Origin of the sequence: Acidovorax sp. 94 (assembly GCF_003634645.1) — a bacterium.
GTDB lineage: Bacteria > Pseudomonadota > Gammaproteobacteria > Burkholderiales > Burkholderiaceae_C > Acidovorax > Acidovorax facilis.
This window is the reverse complement of the sequence record NZ_RBJA01000001.1, coordinates 2,823,449-2,842,448: the sequence shown is the minus strand read 5'-3', so window position 1 is coordinate 2,842,448 and position 19,000 is coordinate 2,823,449. Positions and strand designations below refer to the sequence as shown.

General features: G+C 65.3%; 14 protein-coding genes. 6 read left to right on the top strand and 8 right to left on the bottom strand.

All coding sequences use genetic code 11. The features are described 5' to 3' along the window. Positions 1-12: 12 nt before the first annotated feature. The 3 genes from C8C94_RS13070 to C8C94_RS13060 are packed head-to-tail and all read left to right on the top strand — an operon-like array spanning position 13 to position 4,579. The gene (locus C8C94_RS13070) at positions 13-1,428 is read left to right on the top strand and encodes a hypothetical protein (protein WP_121421004.1); all 1,416 of its coding nucleotides are present in this window, start codon (positions 13-15) and stop codon (positions 1,426-1,428) included. After that, positions 1,415-2,272 (top strand): FkbM family methyltransferase, encoded by an 858-nt coding sequence (locus C8C94_RS13065; protein ID WP_233573460.1) that lies wholly within the window; start codon positions 1,415-1,417, stop codon positions 2,270-2,272. Before C8C94_RS13070 ends, C8C94_RS13065 begins: the two co-directional genes overlap by 14 nt. Next, positions 2,273-4,579 (top strand): glycosyltransferase family A protein, encoded by a 2,307-nt coding sequence (locus C8C94_RS13060; RefSeq protein WP_121421002.1) that lies wholly within the window; start codon positions 2,273-2,275, stop codon positions 4,577-4,579. A 12-nt stretch (positions 4,580-4,591) separates the two neighbouring features. On the opposite strand, the gene C8C94_RS13055 is transcribed toward C8C94_RS13060, so the two are convergent. Further along, the gene (locus C8C94_RS13055) at positions 4,592-6,103 is read right to left on the bottom strand and encodes a protein kinase (protein ID WP_233573459.1); all 1,512 of its coding nucleotides are present in this window, start codon (positions 6,101-6,103) and stop codon (positions 4,592-4,594) included. 17 nt (positions 6,104-6,120) lie between these two features. Then, a complete protein-coding gene (locus C8C94_RS13050) occupies positions 6,121-7,116 on the bottom strand; it encodes an FHA domain-containing protein (RefSeq protein ID WP_121421001.1) in 996 nt (331 codons plus the stop codon). Between the two features lie 517 nt (positions 7,117-7,633). On the opposite strand from C8C94_RS13050, the gene C8C94_RS13045 reads away from it, so the two are divergent. The 3 genes from C8C94_RS13045 to C8C94_RS13035 are packed head-to-tail and all read left to right on the top strand — an operon-like array spanning position 7,634 to position 10,751. Next, on the top strand, positions 7,634-8,302 hold the full coding sequence (locus tag C8C94_RS13045) for a hypothetical protein (protein WP_121421000.1): 669 nt from the start codon (positions 7,634-7,636) through the stop codon (positions 8,300-8,302). A 4-nt stretch (positions 8,303-8,306) separates the two neighbouring features. Further along, positions 8,307-8,945, top strand: coding sequence for a glycoside hydrolase family 25 protein (locus C8C94_RS13040; protein ID WP_121420999.1), 639 nt, complete (start codon positions 8,307-8,309; stop codon positions 8,943-8,945). A 57-nt stretch (positions 8,946-9,002) separates the two neighbouring features. After that, the gene (locus C8C94_RS13035; RefSeq protein ID WP_121420998.1) at positions 9,003-10,751 is read left to right on the top strand and encodes a hypothetical protein; all 1,749 of its coding nucleotides are present in this window, start codon (positions 9,003-9,005) and stop codon (positions 10,749-10,751) included. Positions 10,752-11,024: 273 nt separating this feature from the next. Here the strand turns inward: C8C94_RS13035 and C8C94_RS13030 are convergent, their stop codons facing one another. From C8C94_RS13030 to C8C94_RS13005, 6 genes are all read right to left on the bottom strand, one after another. Then, a complete protein-coding gene (locus tag C8C94_RS13030) occupies positions 11,025-13,376 on the bottom strand; it encodes a CHASE2 domain-containing protein (RefSeq protein ID WP_121420997.1) in 2,352 nt (783 codons plus the stop codon). 42 nt (positions 13,377-13,418) lie between these two features. Next, the gene (locus tag C8C94_RS13025; RefSeq protein WP_121420996.1) at positions 13,419-15,221 is read right to left on the bottom strand and encodes a FecR domain-containing protein; all 1,803 of its coding nucleotides are present in this window, start codon (positions 15,219-15,221) and stop codon (positions 13,419-13,421) included. 80 nt (positions 15,222-15,301) lie between these two features. Further along, positions 15,302-16,000: a response regulator transcription factor gene (locus C8C94_RS13020; RefSeq protein ID WP_010463363.1), complete on the bottom strand. Its 699-nt coding sequence runs from the start codon at positions 15,998-16,000 to the stop codon at positions 15,302-15,304. 95 nt (positions 16,001-16,095) lie between these two features. Next, entirely contained in the window at positions 16,096-17,160 is a 1,065-nt protein-coding gene (locus tag C8C94_RS13015) for a formylglycine-generating enzyme family protein (protein WP_121420995.1), read from the bottom strand. 8 nt (positions 17,161-17,168) lie between these two features. Continuing rightward, on the bottom strand, positions 17,169-17,432 hold the full coding sequence (locus tag C8C94_RS13010; RefSeq protein WP_055393485.1) for a hypothetical protein: 264 nt from the start codon (positions 17,430-17,432) through the stop codon (positions 17,169-17,171). Between the two features lie 249 nt (positions 17,433-17,681). Beyond that, positions 17,682-18,986 carry a tryptophan--tRNA ligase gene (locus tag C8C94_RS13005; RefSeq protein ID WP_121420994.1) on the bottom strand — a complete coding sequence of 435 codons (1,305 nt, stop codon included), beginning with the start codon at positions 18,984-18,986 and terminating at the stop codon, positions 17,682-17,684. Positions 18,987-19,000: the final 14 nt, after the last annotated feature.

Here is a 19,000-nt window from a genome sequence, read left to right as displayed (position 1 = left end):
GGAGAAAATTGCATGGCATACACCAACGTCCAATTCATCGGCTACGTGCTCGACACGGCGCCCCAGGTGAACCCCGACGGATCCAAGACCTATCTGGGGTTGAACGATCCCAAGCTCGACATTGAGGCGCGCTGCGATGTGATGTTGCGCGCCATGCAGGCGGCCCGGGATGCGCTGCCGCAGGCGTCTCCACCGACACCCGAGGGGGAAACCCTGAAGGTCTTCATGGCCCCCGAGTTCTTTTTTCGAGGTGCCTCCGGGGCTTACCAGATGGATGATGTCCAGCTCGCCATCATCGCGCTGCAGCGCATGGCGGCCGATGACCAGTGGGTGGACTGGGTGTTCGTGTTTGGCACCATTTTGGGCGCGTCGTCGGCCACCCAGCAGACGCCACCCTACGACATCGACCCACTCGCGAGCACCGAGATCTACAACTTTGCGCTGGTGCAGCAAGGGGGCGTAGCGTCACATGGCGACGCGGGGGCGCGGATGGTGATGAAGGAGTTGATGTCGGGGGTTGATTTCATCGCCACTGCCGTGAATCCGGGCGGCCTGTTGCTGGGCGACGTGGAATACTGGCCTGCATCGACCGGCGGTGGGCTGGGACGTGAGCAGCAAGAGGTCAACTATGACGGTGCCGGCGTGTTCGAGTTGGCAGGCATCACCTGGGGGCTGGAAGTCTGCCTGGACCACAGCGGCACGGTGCGCCGACTACAGAGGTCGCCGCAATTGCCGGGCCAGAAGCTGATTCAGCTGCAGGTGGTGCCATCGTGTGGCATGGGCATCCAGGCGCCGAGCGTGATCACGCAGGCGGGCGGCTATGTCTTCAATTGCGATGGATCGGGCGCGGCAAGCCACTCCAACCTAGTGCAGCAGGTGCCACCGCTGGCCAATGTGCCCATGCTTTGCAGTGCGCCGGTCAGCGATGCCGATGTCGCGCTGCAAAGCACCTCGCCGGTGGAGGATGTTGCTCTCAGTGCCCTGTACGCCAGGGGACCGGGCGTGGTCAATATCTATCCGGCACAGGCCTTGCCTGCACAGCAGGTGGTGGTGGGCAACACCGTATGCCTCGAGTGGCCCGCCAGCCCCGACTACCGTTTCATCTTCCAGCTGGTCTACAACAGCAGTGGCAATTTCGTGACGCTGGTGTGCGAAATACGCAGCAAGAAGGCCAACTTCTACGGGAACAACTATTTCCTGCCGCTTTCGCTGCAGACGCAGGACTCGTGGAAGCAGGATGTGCGCATCCAGATGACCTTGGCGGCGGGCAGCAGCCCCTACGCTGGTGCCGTGTGGTGCAAGATCAACGTGCCCGGATTCATCTTTGAAGGCAATGCCTTTGAGTTCAGTGCCACGTATGACGGCCCCGCGCCGTTCACCATCTGGCAGTCCACGGACACGGATGGCCTGGCCAATGACAACCTGTGACCCTGGCGCCGAGAGCGCACTGCATGCACTGAGCGTGTCGGTGGGCCCGCAGGCCTTCCTGGTGCGCGCCAATGCGGCCCGGTGCGCGTTCTGGCACCGGGTGCAGGCCGGCGCGTGGGAGCCGCAAACTTTCGAGGTCTTCCGGCGCTTCCTGCAACCAGACCGCTCCTACATTGACCTGGGCGCCTGGATCGGCCCTACGGTGCTCTATGGCGCGACGCTGTCGCGCAGCGTGCATGCCCTGGAGCCTGACCCGGTCGCCTTTGCAGAGCTGGGCCGCAACGTGCAAGCCAACCCTGGGCTGTGCAAAAAAATCCATCTGTACTCCTTCGGCATTGGCCCCGAGTCCGGTCCGCTGCATCTCTATGCCGGTGGCCTTTACTACGCTGGGCACAGTGAGTTCGGGGACAGCATGTCGGGCATGTTGGCCGCGCCGGATGTGCCTGGCCAGCCCTGCCACGAGGCGCGGGGTGTAGACATGGAGCACTTTCTGGACATGTATGCCGGGAAGGACTGCAATTTCATCAAGATGGACATAGAGGGTGGCGAATACGCTGTGATCCCCGGCCTCTGGCGCCGCCTGTGGCGTTGGGGCCCGCCCACCCTTTGTGTGTCTTTCCATGCTCCGGAAATCGCCCGGCGCGAGTCCTTGGTGCGGGCCTGCATCGAAGAGCTGCTGCTGTGTTACCCGCGCTTTTATGCGGCTGCCGACACCAAGGCCGTTGCGCTCGAAGAACTGGCGGACGCGGTGCATGACTGGGGCGACGAAGCCCCTGGCAGCCCCTGGCGCAAGCTGGAAGCGCTGCTCGGAGCCGGTTTGGTGGCGACCAGTGAGGAGTGGTGAATGACTGCTGCACCAGATCGCCAGATCCTGATTGGGGTGCATGTGACAGGGGCGGGCGAAGGCTTGGCCGCCACGCTGTCCAGTGTTTTCGAGAACACGCCGCTGCCCTTCGGGCTGCGGATATTGCCGGACAGTGCCGCCGCATCCCGGGCCCCGGGTTTGCTGCAGTTGCGGCTTGCCCCTGTGTCTATGGTGCAGCGGCCCAGCCCGGCGCAGCCGGGGGCCGCTGCCTGCTTCAACCAGCTGGTGAGCGAGCCTGCCGACATCTATGTGTTTCTGGAAAACGGCGTGCGGGTCTGCCCCGGCTGGCTGGAGCTGCTCTTGGCCGCGCTGGACAGCGACGCCAGCCATGGCTTGGCGGGCCCCTCCACCAACCGGGGGTGGAATGAACAGGCCGTGGCACCAAACTGTGGCAGCACCCAGGAAGCGCTGTGGGACCAAGCGGATGCCTTGCTGGCGCGCTATGGCAATGCCTGGGTACCCCTGGCGCCTCTGCATAGCCTGGCGGACTTCTGCTATACGGTGAAGAACGAGGTGGTGGCCGCCATTGGCGCAGCGGACACGGCGTACACGCAGGGTCCTTGTTGGGAGATGGACTACAACGTGCGCGCCGCCCGCGCCGGCTTCCTGGGTGTCTGGGTGCAGGGCGCCTTTGTGCACCGTGCGCCCCGCTGCGCGGTGCTGGCACCTGTCCACGATGGACTGCTGGAGGCGAACAAACGGCTGTACCAGGACCGGTTCTGTGCCTGGCGCCGCGAGAGCCACCCGCAGGCGCCGCCCTACCACGGCCACTGCGTGGGAGACGATTGCCGCTACTTTGCCGTGCCCGAGCTGATGCGCATCTTCGTGCCACTGCCTGGCAATGTGGCGCCCGCACCGCAGGTGCCTGCGGCCACCGCATCACCTTTGCTGAGCTGTGTCATGCCCACGCGGGGGCGGGCGGCCTTTGTTGCGCAGTCGATCCGCTACTTCCAGCGGCAAGACTATCCCGCGCTGGAACTCATCATCGTCTACGAGGATGAGTCCGACCTCCCTGCTGGCATTGATGACCCGCGCATCCGCTGCATCCGAATGCCGGCCCGCACCAGCATCGGCGCCAAGCGCAATGAAGCGGTCCGCGTGGCGTGGGGCGAACTGATCGCGCATTGGGACGATGACGACTGGTATGGCGCGCAGCGCCTGAGCCGCCAGGCCGCGCCCATTTTGCACAACCTGGCGGATGTCACCGGGCTCAACGACATGCTGTTTATGGCCCGGCCGCTGGCCGAGTTCTGGGCCAGCAGCCGGGCACTGTTTCGCCGGTTGTTTGTAGAAAACGTGAGCGGCGGCACTTTGGTTTTCAGGCGCAGCCTGTGGGAGCATCATGGGCGGTATCCCGATACCTCGCTGCGGGAGGATGCGGATTTCCTGGTGAAGGCCCTGCGGGGCGGTGCGCGGCTGTGCCGCATCTCGGGGCGTTCGCTGTGCATCTATGTGCGCCACGATGGAAACACCTGGAAGTTCAAGGAAGGCCATTACCTGCAGCAGGCCGCCTGGACCCTGGTGCCTGCACCGGTATGCCTGTCGGACGATGATCGCGATTTCTACTTTCCTGCCGCCCCCGGTGGCACAGGCGACACTGTTGGCGCTGTTGGCACAGAGGGCTCGCCGACGCCCGCGATGCCGCTGGTGTCGTGCATCATGCCCACCGCAGACCGGCGTGAGTTTGTGCCCCAGGCCATTCGGAACTTTCTGGCGCAGGACTATGAGCCCCGCGAACTGATCGTGCTGGACGACGGGCGCGACAGCGTCGCCGATCTGATCCCATCGCACGGCAGCATCCGATACCTGCGCCTGGACCGCAAATCCACCCTTGGTGCCAAGCGCAACATGGCCTGCGAGTTGGCGCGCGGCGAGGTGATTGCACACTGGGACGACGACGACTGGATGGCGCCCACCTGGCTCAGTTCGCAGGTCAAGGCCTTGCGCGGCCAGGGGGCCGACATCTGCGGCCTGGACAAGGTGTTCTTCTATGCGCCAGACGCGCGCCGGGCCTGGCAGTATGTGTATGACGGGCGCACACCCTGGGTGTGTGGGGGCACGCTGTGTTACCTGCGCGAGTTCTGGCGCAGTGCGCCGTTCGCCGATATCGATGTGGGGGAGGACAACGCTTTTGTCTGGTCGGTGCGGGACAAGCGCATTGCCACCAACCCGGACCAGCACCTGTATGTGGCCCGCGTCCACGACCGCAACACCAGCCCCAAAGACACATGGAACCGGCGCTGGCACAGTTACCCGGTGGAGCACGTCGAGAGGCTCATTCGCTGACTCTGTTCAGGCCTACTGGAGGGTGACGGGTGCCAGCCGGTACACCGGCTCGGGTTCCGGCGGGTGGGTCTTGCTGGTGCTGGCGTAGGCCTCCATTTTCACGCTGCCAGCCAGCTCATGGTGCGCGCGGTGGCTCAGCAGAACGGTTCCGGGGCCTGCCAGGCTGTTCAGGTGCAGCGTCACGTTGGCCGCGTGGTGGCTGTCCAACGGCTCACCGTGGGCTTGCAGGGTGGCCGTGTGCATGCTCCCTGATATTTCCAGGCGCACGCCATGCTGCACCTCCAGCATGCGGCTTCTTCGTTGCACCCGGATGCACAGGTCCTGTGCCAAGGCTGCTGCCTGCTGCAGGTTCTGTGCGCTGCTGGGGCCCTGCTCGAAGTGGAACAGCATGCAGCCTCCCAGCGTCCCCGCGCCATGGCCCTGGCCCGACTGCACGGCGTTGGCGCACCAGCGCAGCTGCTGCTCGCGAATCTCCTGCAGGTCGGACAGGGCCAGGGAAGCATCGCGGGCGGGGTACAGGCGCAGGGTCAGGCACAGGATGGCGCGCGAAGGAGCATCGACGTTCTGCGACCTGGGACGTTCCAGCGAATCCATGGTGGCCTGCTGCGCCTGGCCGGATGTGGACGGATCTGCAGGGCTTGGCCCTGCTGCATGGCTGGGTGGGCGAAGCTGGCGCACCTGCGCCGCGCACTGGGCAAGGTCACCGTACAGTTGCGCGGCATCGGCGGTACGCCGGCGCACGTCCTTTTGCAAGGCCCGCTGGAGCAGCGCGGCCAGCGGACTGCCCTCTAGTTCCTCTGGCAAGGCGACGATATCTGTGCTCAGCTGGCGCTGCAGCACCTCTGTCAGGCTGGCGCCCTGGATGCTCTGTCGTGCGCTCAGGCACTCCACGAACATCAAGGCCCAGGCATAGATGTCGGTGGCGGGCCCGCACACCTCGCCGCGCAGCTGTTCGGGTGCGCAGTAGGCGGGCGTGCCCTCGGCTCCCGCGGTGAACTGGGGTTCTCCGTGGTGGCTGGCAAGCCCAAAGTCCAGCACCTTGGCGTGCAAGGTGGTGCCGCTGGAGATCACCATCACGTTCTCTGGCTTCAGGTCGCGGTGCACGATATGGTGGGCATGCAGGAAAGCCAGGGCATCGAGCAGCTGCGCCATCAGCCCCACCGTGTCCGGCAATGAGAGCCGGCCCTGGCGCTGCAGGAATTCGCGCAGCGTTTCGCCAGTCACGTACTCCAGCACGGCAAACGGCACGCCCTCCTGGGCCAGGCCTTTATCGATGAGCCGGACCACATGGATGTGGTGCAACAAAGACAGCACCCGGGTTTCCTGGTGCAGCCGCTGCTGCACACGCCGCCGGTTGGCGGGATCGCGCGCGGCTGGGGTGCTCGGAATCTTGATGGCCACGAACTGGCCGGTGCTGCGCTGCCGGGCCTTGAAAACCTGGCCCGATGCGCCCTGGCCCAGCAAACCCAACGATTGATAGCCCGGCACACCCACGGGAAAACCGTGCGTGGGCACTCGTGTCATTGCGATGGGGGGCAGGCTCAGGCCGCAAGCGACTCTTCAGCGTGGATGGGGCTGATCAGGGCCAAGGGGTCGAAATCGGCTTCCCGCTGTGTACCCCGTGTGATGCTGAAACGCAGGCAACCAAAGCGCAATGAGCCACGGCGCCTTTCGATCAGCTCGGGGACATGGGAGTCGCCGGGCATGGCCAGTGCAAGTTGCTTGCGCATGCGGAAGATCTGGATGTTGAGGTGCCCGGGCTCCACACCCAGCATCTTCGCCAGGCGCTCCAGCTCGACCCAGCCATGGGCCTGGCTGTCCCGGTGGCGCTGCGCATCGGCCCATCGCAAACGTGCCAGCGTCAGCAGTGCGTAGTGGTGGGTGCGCTCGCCCAGGTCGAACTGCCGCTCTCCCTCCTGCACCTGCAGGCGCACATGTTCCTCATCCAGGCTGACGTTGAAATGCAGGCTCGTGCGTGGACGAATACACGGCGCTGCGCCAACCATGGCCTCCATGGTCGATGTGACCTCCTGCGCCGCAAGGAAGCACCAGGCCTGGTTGGAAAATCGGACCTCGTCGCCGTCCTCCAGCACCCAGCTGCCCTGGGGCGTGGTGCATATCCACCGGCCTTGCTCGGCGCAGTGGATGGACACTTCGGCATGCTGGCCCTGGGGCAGCAGGTTGGACCGCTCCAGTGGCACGGGAGCGCTGTCGTGCCCCAGCGGCCAGAGCAGATTGGCGGGGGCTGCAAGGTCTTCCACAACCCAGCCAGAGCCGTCGTCACGCCCGAAGCCGATGGTGCTTCCCACGCGGAGTGCAAAGGCTCCGCTATGGGACAGCAGCTCGCCATCGAGCAGGGTTCCGTTGCGGCTGTGGTCGTGCAGTTCCCAGGTGCTGCCTGTCCAGCGGATCGATGCATGCAGTTGCGAGGCATCCGGGTTTTCCAGCAAGGTGTCCGAGGAACGGCCTCGCCCAAACACGTGAAGTGTTCGTAAATGGATCTTGCGCTGTGTTGCGCGGTTTTTCAGGATTGCCATCAGTCAGTCCCTCATTTTTTCTTCGTCACACCTTGCGGCGCGGTTTCCTTTGGCCCCGCGCATGGCTGAATGTGATGCCTCGCAGCCCGTGGCATGCCGCTGTGCAGCGGACGCGGGTTTCCTGTCCGGGCGTTCGCCAAGAATTCCCGATGCAGCCCAATGAGTGTGTTGGCGCTGTCCTCCCCACGCAACTACCAAATCTGGTAGTTAACGTTCTGCTTGCAATTGCGCGGGATATCAACGGCGTGTCGCCCCGTTGCCAGGCATCGCGCAGCCCAGCCATTCACCTGATTTTTGACCCCGCTGTTTGCAGGGCCGGCAGTTTTGGGTTTGACTGCAGCGGCACGACGGTGCAAAGAATCTGCTCCCAGGCTGGCGGCAGACTGGTGTACAGAGCGGTGGGTCAGTACCTGTGATGGCGTGTAATGGGCTGTAATCGCCAAGCGAGAAAAGGGTCTCCACAATGTATCGAGCGAGATGCGCTTGCCATCCGCACCGATCCATTGACGGAGAAACCATGCCTTACCTGTCTGATCCACAACGCAATCTGTTGGCTCCCGCTGGCGGGCCGCATCCTCGCAACGGTGCCACGGTGCCGACCTCGCAGCAGGCGCCCTTTGTGAACGCCGCCTGCTGGGGTTGGGCGTTGAATGGCGAATACGTGAATGCTGATGACCCCTACGCAGCCACCACCATCTATACCTCGGACAACGGCGCCTTCGTGTTCAATGCCGAGCGTGTTCCCACCGGTCTGAGTGCGGATTTTTTTGCGGTCACCGATGTGATTTTTCCGCAGACGATGCCGTATCACACCACACTGGCCGCCAATTTTGCCAACGCACTGGGTGGCAATGTGGCAGCGCAGGACGCCTGCCGTTCTGCCCTGATGAAGCTCACGGCAGAACTCAATGGGCATACGGTGTTGCCCGACAACGGCTCAGCGGTCTACACCATGGTCATGAAGTCGCCGAGCTGGTACGGCTGGTGCCATTGGGGCATTGGCATTCAGGGGGCAGGCGGTGGGGACACGACCTACCAGCAAAAGGTCAACGGCAGCGTCCTGAACCCCAACACCCTGCAATACAACTGCGGCGTTATGTGGGATGAAGGCCAGCCGCTGACCACGACGATCCGCATTGATGGTCTGTTGCAGACCCAGGTCGACATGCTCAACCGCGTGGTGTGACGCCATGACAGTCCAAACCCGTGGCATCGACGTCAGTCACTACCAAGGCAACGTCAACTGGCCCAGCGTGGCTGGCAGCAACGTGGCCTTTTCCTTCATCAAGGCCACCGAAGGCATCGCCTATGTGGACCCGCTTTTCCGTGCCAATTGGTCCGGCAGCGCCGCCGCAGGATTGCGCAGAGGCGCCTACCACTTCGGCCATGCTGGCAGCGATGCCGTCGCCCAGGCACAGTTTTTCTACAACACGGTCAGCGCCGATGGAACGCTCGGGCCCGGGGACTTGCCGCCGGTGCTGGATCTGGAAACCCTGGATGGGCAAAGCCCCGCCGAAGTCCTGCAGTGGGCCCTGGCATTCCTGTCTGAGGCCGATGCGCTGTTCGGGCGCCAGACCATGGTCTACACCGACACGGGCTTCTGGCAGGCGCTTCAGGCGCTGGCCGGTTGCCAGGTGCTGGCCTCCCGCCCGCTGTGGCTGGCCGCGTATTCGGCCTACCCGCACGTGCCACCGCCCTGGTCGTCCTGGACGTTCTGGCAGTACAGCGATGGCTCCTCCAATGGCGGCAGCCCGGTGGCGGGTGTGATGGGTGCCGTGGACCAGAACTGGTTTGCAGGCTCGGAGGCGCAGCTTGCCACGCTGGGCTGATGTCGTTTGTTTGCCAAGAAGGGCAACGGCCCAATTTTTCCAACAGAAGGAGTAGCCATGAACACCGAATCAATCACGATCATGTTGTCCGATAACACGGGTCTTCAGGCGACTGATGGAACAGCCTATGTGGCAGGCTGGATCAACGCAGCGCCGAGCGGGGCGTTTCAGTTTCAATTTCTCGGGAGCGGTGGAGCATTCGTCGCGGCGCCCTCGGTGCTGCCGATTGCCGTGCTCGCGATACAGGCCTGGCAGAGTACCGGTATCGACGTCAATCCATCCGCTACTCCGGTGACGATTGCGTATGTGGGCGGTGGTTGGAGTGCGGACCCCGACACGAATAGCGGACAGCTCTACGATGCGGCCGGTTGTCCTGACCTCAATGTTCCGACCGATCAGACGCAGTACCCCATTGTCGGTGTGCCGATGGGCGGACTCATCGGCAGGATTGGCAGTACAGGTTCACCGTTCTTCATTGGCAGGGGGCCGTATTTGATGCCATCGACCTTTCCCAGTGGCGAGCTCCAACTCTGCATCAACGATGATTTGACGGGTGCATATGGTCCTGGCTTGAAAGACAACAGCGGCAGCGTGAGTGTTGCGGTCTTCAACCAGGGGCTTGCTTTCCTTGAGATGTCCTCGGTTCCGAGCATTGCGCTTACGACGGCAACCAATGGCAACGAACGGCTGGTCTTCGCTGTCGCTCCGACTCAGCCGGCACCTTTGCCAATTTACGCAGCCTCACCACCGATAGCGACTCCACCGCCCGTTGCCCCCACGCAAGCGGTCCCGGCATTTGCCGTGATGCAGTATCCGCCGCCGCCCTACGGCAATCAGCCACAGCCTTCACCTCCCGGACCGTTCGATTTCTTCGAGTTCGGTTACAACGCAGCGGCCGATGTCAGCGCCGTGAATGGCTTTGGCCTCAACCTGTCGTTCAGCTCCGCAGGCGAGAGTTTCGGTGTGGACCCCCGCATCAGCCGCGCGACCATGGCAAGTGCGTACACGGACTTCATTGCCAAAGAGGGCGCGAGCGCAGCAGCCTATGGCGAACTGCTGACGGTCGGTGCGCTTGGCTCCAGCTACACGCCGCCCACGGTGAAGGGCGAGTTCTTCGCTATCTCTGATCCCAGCGACATGCTGATCGCGAAACAGGCGGCAGGGGTGCTCGACTCCGATTCCCTCGCAAGTTACTGGGACGCAACGCTGAACGCTTTCTTTGCGGTGAACAGTTACCTCAGCATTGATCTCAGTGGCGACGGCACGAATATCTATACCGGGCAGTGCACGATGCAGAGCCTCAACACCGTCAGCACAGCGGCCTATACGCTCTCGAATGGCACGAACACCTACACGTTCTACCAACCGCCGCAGGGCCTTCAGAGTGCGCTCTATGTTTTCCAGCAGGCGTTCAGCCAGTACCAGGAGGGAGGATCCGGCGGCGATGCCGGGCTGCTGCAGATGAACATCTGGGAGGCGTTGTGCAGGGGCGTTGCGGTGGCGGGAGTTGCGACCCAGAGTCCCCCTAGCGGCTTCTCCACCACCGCCTGGAATGATTCGGCACAGTGGTACGGTGCAGGTTCAACCTGCAACTACTATGCCAAATTCCTTCATTGCGCGAATGCGCATGGCGAGGATGCACGCATCGCAGGCAATGGCCCCCCCATCTTCCTCGGCGGGGCGGCGTATGGATTCAGCGCCGATGAAAATCCCAACGGGTCGTACAGCGGTCCCAATGTGCCCTCCAAGACACAGGGCAATGTGGCGCCGGGCTCGACCGTCGCGATCACGCTCGGCCCCTGGTAGGGAGATGGCAAGGCCGAACCCACCGCAAGGGGGGGCTTCGCACGGTCGCTGCCAATGAAAGTGGCCCGTGCCCGTCATTGCGAGCGCAGCGCCGTCTTGGTCTGGATCGGTGCGGCCTGTAGGTGGGGTGATTTTCTGTGCGAATTCATGCACGGGAGCGGTCGATTTACCGATTGATTTCGGATAAAAATTGGCTCTAGCGCTTTATGGCCATGAATTAATTGCTATAAAAATAGTAGCAATTCTGGGGTTTGCGAGTTTTGCCTCCTGGAGTCAGGCGCCCAGGGGCAATACCAGCCTGAACTCCGCTCCCCGTCCCACGTCGCTGTCCACTTCCAGCGTTCCGCCGTGCCGGTGGATCACGGTGTGCACCAGGGCCAGCCCCAGGCCGACACCGCCGATGGCGGGGTGGCTGCGGTCGTGCAGTCGCTGGAACGGTGCGAACAGCTGGCCCTGCAGTTCCGGGGCGATGCCGGGGCCTTCGTCGCGTACTGACACGATCCAGTGTGCCCCCCGTTGCACGATGGAGCACTGCACCGTGCCTTCTTCGGGGCTGAACTTGACGGCGTTGTTCAGCACGTTGGCCAGCGCGCGGGACAGCAGGGCGCGGTCGCCCACGGTGGGGGCGGTTTCCGGCGCGGTGGCGATGGTTACCTCCACGCCCCGGTCGCGCGCCAGGGCCCAGATGTCGTCCACGGTTTCGGCCAGCACAGCCACCAGGTCCAGGGGGGCCATGCGGTATTCCTGCGACTCGGCGCTGGCGAGCTTGACGAAGTTCTCGGCCATGCCCAGGGACGTGCGCGCATAACGCTCGATGCGCAGCATCAGCTCATCGTCCGGCATGCGGCCGGGGTAGGCGCGCTGCATCTCCAGCAGCGTGAGGATGGAGGCGTTGGGCGCCCGGATGTCGTGTGAGATGAAGTTCATCGCCTGGTCACGCTGCTGCTGGGCGCGCCGCATGTCCGTCAGGTCTACCAGGGTCAGCAGCCAGCCAGCCTTGGCCAGGTCGGTGAAGGGCTTGCACTGCACCAGCAGGCTGCGGCCTTGGGCATCGCGCCCCTCGCTTTGTTCGGGCATGTGGTGGCCGCGCAGCTTGTCCAGGGTGATGAGGGGTTGGCCGGTGCCGGTGTGCACCAGGTCATGCAGAAGTTCGACCACCGACTGCCCCTGCAGCGGCACCTGGGGGTCTCCGCCCACGTGGCGGCGTGCCGCCATGTTGGTGAGCAGGATGTGCCCCTGCGGGTCGCAGACGATGGTGGGGGAGGGCAGCTGCTGCAGGCTTTCGCTCACGAAGTGGTGCAGGTCGCGCAGCTGGCGCGATGCGCGTTCCACAGCATTGATGCGCTTTTCCAGGAAGTCGCCGGAATCGCCGGGGCGGTGCTGCAGCCGCATCGACAGGCCGTCGCGCTGCAGACGCTCCATCTCCAGCCGCAGAAAGTGCGCGGCGGCGCTCAGGCGTCGCCAGCTCCACAGCGGATAGGCCAGCACCAGCCCGGTCAGCGCTGCAGCGGGCGCGAACTGCAGGCCTATCCACGAAGGAAGGACCACGCTGAGCAGCAGGGTGGCCACGCCCAGCGCCGCGCTGGTGAGCAGGGCCACGAAGGGCCCCAGCAACAGCAGGGCCAGCAGTGCACACACCACGGGGGCCAGGTTGAACAGGGTGTTGAGAGCCGTGGCGGCAGGCTGGATCCGCACACCCGACAGGCGGCCGTCCAGCACCTGGGCCACCACCTCCACGCCAGGCATCAGTCGCGATTGCTGGCTCATGGGCGTGGCAAACATGTCGCCCAGGCCCGAGGCCGCAGCACCCACGAGCACGTATTTGCCGCGAAACGCCTGTGCAGGCACCTGGCCGCGAAGCACGTCGATGTAGGAATAGGTGGGGAAGTGGCCGGGACCACCGGCATACGCAATCAGCGTGCGGTCAGCGCGTTCCCAGGGGCCACTGCCTGGAGGCTGTGTGGCTGCGCCGTCGGCAACCGCCGCAGCGCGCGCGGCGTTGCACTGCGGCAACGTGGCGGGGGTGAGCGGTGCGGACGTGGCCACGCACTGCAGTGCCATGCTGAAGTGCTGCCAGGGTGCAGCGGCGGGCCCTTCCTGCAGGTACAGGCTGCGCACCACGCCGTCGTTGTCGGGAACCACGTGGACATGGCCCAGGCCGGCTGCGGCATCTGCAAATGCGGTCCAGGGCAGGTCGGCCATGTGGGCCGCCGGGCCGTGGCCGCGCCGCAGCACCGGCAGCACCACCCGCCCGCTGCGCCGCATGGCGTCGGCCAGCAGCACGTCGTCCTCGGGGTAGTCCAGGTCTTCTTCGTTGAACAGCACGTCCATGCCGATGGCGCGGGGCTGCTGCGCCGACACGCGCGTGATCAGCTCCGCGTGCAGCGCGCGGCGCCAGGGCCAGCGGCCAATGGCTGCGATGCTGGGGTCGTCGATGGCAACGATGACGATGTCGGGGTGCGCGGGGCGTGAGAGCAAGCGCAGGCCTGCGTCCTGCACGAGGTGGTTGACCCGGCTCAGGCTGTCGGCGGTGCTGAGCCAGGCCACCAGCCCCAGCAGGGCGGCGGCCAGCAGGCTCCATTCCAGGCGCCGCTGCTGGCCCCGGGTGCGTCCGGCGGTGATCATGGGCTTAGAACCTCCGTGCCCGGGCAACGCTGTGTGCGCGCCTCAAGGGCGTCCCACGGGCTGGCCGCTCGAGGTGGAGACCGGCAGTCCCGAACCCGTGTTGATGCCCGAGCCGACCCGGATCTGGCGCGGTGGAGAGAAGTCGCTTTGCAGACCTGTGGGGTCCAGTACCTGGATGCGCACCAGGTAGTCGCCCGCAGGCAGGTTGCCGGCGGTCCATGCAGGGGCGTCGAGCTGGGTGTCGAGCACCACCTTGTCAAATGCCAGATCGTTGGCTGGGGCCAGTTGCAGGCGGAACCGCTGGCCGGGCTGCGCGGGCCAGTGCACCCGCACCGTGGTGTCGCCATCCTGCGCCTGCAACGACTGGGGAGACAGTGTGGCGGGGCGGTCTGCCACCGTGAAGGGCTGGGGCGGGGCAAACGGCCCTTGGTCGACCTGGCCTGCCGTGCCACCCGGGTCGGCCGGCCTCCCTGGATTCGCTGGGCCATGAGGCAGTTGCAGCAGGCTGGCCGCACGCCAGAAATAGTTGCCCACGGGCAGGGTGCTCAGAGGCAGGCGGCATTCGGTGAGGCGTTGTTCGTCCAGCACAGGCTGGGTGAACTGCGCATCGCGGGCCACCTGCAGGCGGTACCAGGCCACACCAGGCACCTGGGTGCACCGCAGTTCGCCCGCGCCGCTGGCCACCACCGCGCCGGGCGCGGGTTGCTGGTACAGCGGGGCCACGGGGCGCGTCTTGACCACAAAAGGCAGCAGGGCGGGTACGCCGGGGATGCCTGCGTCATCGAGGGCGCGTACCGACAGGTAGTAGCGTCCATCTTCCACGGCTTTCCAGCGCAGCTGGCCATCGGCAAAACTGCCGTGGCGCAGCACCTGGGTGAAGTCCGCATCCTGCGCCACCTGGGCCTGGTAGCGCGCAGCGCCCGGCAGCGGCGGTACGTTGATGGCCAGGATGCCCGCATCGCTGAGCATGGCAGGGACGCCTGATGTGTCGGGTGCCGCCAGCAGCGGGCGCGGCGCGCCCACGCTGCCATCGGCCGCCACGGCCAGCCCTTGTCCCGGGGTCAGCATCGCGGCGGCCGCTGCGGAGGAATGGGAGGATTGGCCCGTAGTTTCCGGCTGGCGGGACTGAACGGCCACCGAACCACTGAGCACCGACGCGGTGGTCTGGCCCGATTCTCCCATCGCCACGCCGAAGCGGGTGCCGCGCACACTGGTCACGGCCAGGGGGGTGCGCAGCTCGAAGCGGCGAAAAGCCTCGGCATTGGGTGGAACGCTGGATTCCACCGCACCGCTGCGCATCTCCAGCACCGATTGCAGGCTGCCCGCGCGCCCCCTGCGACGCAGTTGCCGCAGCAGCAGCTCGGACTGCGCCTGCACCCGCACCACGGTGCCATCGGCCAGCTTGACGGCGACGAAGGCGTCTGGCCCCACCTGCAGCGCGGTGCCCTCTTCGAGCTTGCCGCCCTGGGTGACGGGCGCCGGGGTGTCGCCAGCGCGGGTTTGTGCGGTGACCATGCCGTGCACGAACTCCACCGTGGCCGATTCGGCGGGCTGCAGGCGCACCGGAATCCACACCACCGAGCCCGGCACCAGGCGCCGGGGGTCGGCCACCTTGTTGCGGGCCTGCAGCAGCGGCCATTGCCGGGGCGCTGCCAGATAGGCCTTGGCCAGGCCTTCGAGGGTGTCCCCCTCCTGCACGGTGTGGGCAATTTCATCGCCTTGTGGCGTGGTGGCAGCGGCGGGGCGGGCCTGGGCGCAGGTGCTCGCCAGGCTACCGAGAAAACCCAGGGTGAGTGCCGCGCTGGCGCGCAGGGCCCAGCGGGGGCGGCCGGTTTTGGTTGCCAAGTGAAATCTCCTTCGTGCCGATCGGTGCAGGCGGGCTGGCCACGGAATCCCCTAAGGATGCCGCAGCTGGTAGTGGGGGGTCAGGCCCTTCGCTGGGCCTCGACAGCTTCAAAACGGTAACCCACACCGTAGACCGCCGAGACAATGAAACCGTTGGCGGGCCGCAGGTCCAGCAGGGTGCGCAAGCGCGAGATGTGGGTGTCCAGCGAGCGCGACATGACATCCGCCACCTGGCCCCAGACAATGTCCTTGAGGTGGTCGCGCGACAGCAGCCGGCCCATGTTCTGAAACAGAAACAGGGCGAGATCGTACTCGCGGTTCTTGAGCTCCACGGGCACTCCGTCAATTTCGATGGACCGGGTTTCGGACAGGAAGCGGTAGCGCCCGAACTCCACCACGCCACCTACGTTGGCCGGGTAGGCACGGCGCAGCAGGGCCGAGACGCGGGCATTGAGCTCGCCAATGCGCACCGGCTTGACCATGAAGTCGTCGGCGCCGCTGCCCAGGCCTTCGACGATGTCGCGCTCTTCCTGGCGGTGTGTGACGAACAGGATGGGCAATTGGGTGCCCACGTTCTTGCGCACCCAGCGCACCACTTCGGGCCCTGTGGTGTCTGGCAGGTGCCAGTCCACGATCAGCAGGTCAAAGGTCTCGCGGCGCATCTCGCGCAGCAAGTCGGCTCCATTGAGGTGTGTGTGGCAGACGTGGCCCATTGCCTCCGTGGCCTGTTTGATCAGATCCAGCTGGAGCGCATCGTCGTCCAAAGCGGCTATGCGCATGGTGTTTCCCTGTCGAAAATGCAATCGCGGATTATTTGCGATAACCGTCGACCGCGCTGGAACGCTCCGACGCCCCCGCAGTCGGTTGACATTTGTTAACGCTTGGCGGCGCCCCGGGACGGGGGGCGGGGCGTGGGCGCGATTTCCCGCACCAGCCGCATGCCAACCAGGGTGTAGCGTGTCTCCGGGCTGTTCCAGTTGCGGTAGCCGCAACGCGCATAGAACGACCAGGTGTGCCAGGAGCCTCCACGGCGCACGCGCACGGTGCCGTCTGCAGGGCCCTTTGGGTCGCTGCGCGGGGAGTGCGCATAGTAGGTGTCCCCGTGCCAGTCCGACACCCATTCCCAGGCATTGCCCAGCATGTCGTGCAGGCCAAAGGCATTGGGTGCATAGCTGCCCACGGGGGCGGTGAACGCATGGCTGTCGCTGCCGGCCAAGGCGTGCTGCTGCCAGCGGGGCCACAGGGGTGCGGCCTCCTGGTCGAAGGTGTTGGCGCTTTGCAGCAGGCCCTGCGGGTCATCGCCATGGGGGTAGCGGGTGCGGGTGCCTGCGCGGCAGGCGTATTCCCATTCAGCCTCGGTGGGCAGGCGGTAGTGGTGGCCTTCGGTACGGCTCAGCCATCGGGCCAGGGCCTGGGCGTCGTTCCAGGTGATGTTGACCACCGGATGGTCTGGCCCTTGTGCAAAACCCGGGTTGCGCCACGAATAGCGGGGGTCTCGGCCCTCAAAAGCATCGCCGCGCCGCGTGGTGGCGGGGTCGTACTGGGCGTTGTAGCCATAGCCGCCTGTGCCATCGGCTTCCGATTCGGGCTGGTAGCCCGAGGCCTCCAGAAAGCGCTGGAACTGCCCCACGGTGACCTCGTGCCGACCCAGGTAGAACGCCCGCCGGATGTGCACCGTGTGCGCGGGGCCTTCATCGGTCAACTCGGTAAAGCGCCTGGCCTCCAGCGCCGGGTACGCGCGTGCCAGGGTATCGGGCGGCTCCACGCCTCCCATCGTGAAGCGGCCTGCCGGGACCTGCTGGAAGACCATGCCCAGGCTGTTGGTCCAGGTGGCGGGTGCGGTGGTTTGCGCAGGCCCCGCATGGGCGCAGGCGCAGACCAGCGCGGCTGTCAGGCCCACGCCATGCGCCCTGAGGGGGCGCCGCAGAAACCAGACCATGGCAGGGATCAGGGTTGGCGGTCGGGGGCTTCGCTCACGCATTCAAAAATCAGGCGCGAGCCATCGTTGCGCAGCAGCTTGGGGAACAGCGCCAGCCGCTGGCATTCGCGCGTGGCCGCTGCATAGGCGGGGGACGTGTCGGTGCCGTACACGGGCACGCTGAAGGTGCGGTCACGGCCCGATGCCATGGGCCCCGAGGGGTGGTGGGGGCTGGTAGCGTTGCAGCCCGCCAGCACGGCGAGCACGGAGAGGGTGGCAACTGGCAGTTTCATGGGAGTCTCCAAGAACAGAACGGACAGTTTACGCACAAGGCCCACGCCGACAGCGTAGGCGCATTGCGCACACACCACCATCTTCTGTCGCAGCCAGGCGGGTATTCTGCGGATTCACCCTGGAGATGAATATTTGATTAATTTTGGCCGCTAGCGCTTATTGGTAAAGCGCGAGCAGCTATCAAAAAGTGACCGCTTCCCCCAGCGCATTCCGACCTCGGATCCTGTGTTGGACAGGGGCAGAGCGGTTTACGCGGCGGCTGCAGCCTCTGCCAGCGCCTGCAGCGCGGCGGCCACATCGTCGGCGCTCACGCCCTCCACCGGTGCTAGGCGCGGTGCCAGTGTCTGCAGTGCGTCCGGGTCTTTTTGCAACTGGGCAATGGCCTGGCCTGCTTCCTTGGGCGCGTCAAAACCGGTGCTTTGCAGCAGCAGGCGGCCATCGGCATCCACCAGCTTGAAGTAGAACTTGCCGTCGGCTTCGCGGTATTGCTTGAACGAAGGCAGCGCTGTCTTCGCGGCCTTGACGGGCTTGGGCGCCGCAGTGGCCTGGGCCAGACTGCGCAGGCCCACAGCGGCGCGCAGCTCGCGGATGAACGGCGTGGCCAGCGCACGGGCGCGTTCGGCACCGGCCAGCAGGGTCTGCTCGATGCGGGCGGGGTTGTGGATGAGTTCTTCGTACTGCGCACGCATGGGGGCGATCACCTGGTCCACACGTTCGAACAGGGTGTTCTTGGCATCACCCCAGGCAATGCCGTCGGCGTAGGCCTGGCGCAGCGCGGCGGTTTCGTCGGGCGTGGCAAACGCCTGGTAGATCTGGAACAGCGCCGATCCCTCGGTGTCCTTGGGCTCGCCGGGTGCGCGCGAATCGGTCAGGATGCCGCCGATCAGCTTCTTGAGCTGCTCGCGCGAGCTGAACAGCGGGATGGTGTTGTCGTAGCTCTTGCTCATCTTGCGCCCGTCCAGGCCGGGCAGCGTGGCCACATGGTCGTCAATGGCGGCCTCGGGCAGCACAAAGTGTTCGCCATACAGGTGGTTGAAGCTCGCAGCCATGTCACGCGCCATCTCGATGTGCTGGATCTGGTCGCGGCCCACGGGCACCTTGTGCGCCTTGAACATCAGGATGTCGGCGCCCATCAGCACGGGGTACATGAACAGGCCGGCCGTCACGCCGTCGTCGGCATCGCGGTCGGCGGCAGTGTTCTTGTCCACGCTGGCCTTGTAGGCGTGGGCGCGGTTGAGCACGCCCTTGCCCGTCACGCAGGTCAGCAGCCAGGTCAGTTCGGGGATCTCAGGGATGTCGGACTGGCGGTAGAACGTGACCTTCTCGGGGTTCAGCCCTGCGGCCAGCCAGCTGGCGGCGATCTCCAGCGTGGAGCGCTGGATGCGCACCGGGTCTTCGCACTTGATGAGCGCGTGGTAGTCGGCCAGAAAGTAAAAGCTCTGCACGCCGGGCGTGAGGCTGGCGGCCACCGAGGGGCGGATGGAGCCCACGAAGTTGCCCAGGTGGGGTGTGCCCGTGGTGGTAATGCCGGTGAGAAAACGCGTGATGCTCATGGGAAGGATGTCAG

Bases quoted from the DNA above. Each gene is read 5' to 3' on its own strand.
- C8C94_RS13045 (WP_121421000.1), top strand. From the start codon at position 7,634: ATGCCTTACCTGTCTGATCCACAACGCAATCTGTTGGCTCCCGCTGGC.
- C8C94_RS13030 (WP_121420997.1), bottom strand. From the start codon at position 13,376: ATGATCACCGCCGGACGCACCCGGGGCCAGCAGCGGCGCCTGGAATGG.
- C8C94_RS13055 (WP_233573459.1), bottom strand. From the start codon at position 6,103: ATGACACGAGTGCCCACGCACGGTTTTCCCGTGGGTGTGCCGGGCTAT.
- C8C94_RS13060 (WP_121421002.1), top strand. From the start codon at position 2,273: ATGACTGCTGCACCAGATCGCCAGATCCTGATTGGGGTGCATGTGACA.
- C8C94_RS13035 (WP_121420998.1), top strand. From the start codon at position 9,003: ATGAACACCGAATCAATCACGATCATGTTGTCCGATAACACGGGTCTT.
- C8C94_RS13070 (WP_121421004.1), top strand. From the start codon at position 13: ATGGCATACACCAACGTCCAATTCATCGGCTACGTGCTCGACACGGCG.
- C8C94_RS13005 (WP_121420994.1), bottom strand. From the start codon at position 18,986: ATGAGCATCACGCGTTTTCTCACCGGCATTACCACCACGGGCACACCC.
- C8C94_RS13040 (WP_121420999.1), top strand. From the start codon at position 8,307: ATGACAGTCCAAACCCGTGGCATCGACGTCAGTCACTACCAAGGCAAC.
- C8C94_RS13010 (WP_055393485.1), bottom strand. From the start codon at position 17,432: ATGAAACTGCCAGTTGCCACCCTCTCCGTGCTCGCCGTGCTGGCGGGC.
- C8C94_RS13015 (WP_121420995.1), bottom strand. From the start codon at position 17,160: ATGGTCTGGTTTCTGCGGCGCCCCCTCAGGGCGCATGGCGTGGGCCTG.
- C8C94_RS13020 (WP_010463363.1), bottom strand. From the start codon at position 16,000: ATGCGCATAGCCGCTTTGGACGACGATGCGCTCCAGCTGGATCTGATC.
- C8C94_RS13050 (WP_121421001.1), bottom strand. From the start codon at position 7,116: ATGGCAATCCTGAAAAACCGCGCAACACAGCGCAAGATCCATTTACGA.
- C8C94_RS13065 (WP_233573460.1), top strand. From the start codon at position 1,415: ATGACAACCTGTGACCCTGGCGCCGAGAGCGCACTGCATGCACTGAGC.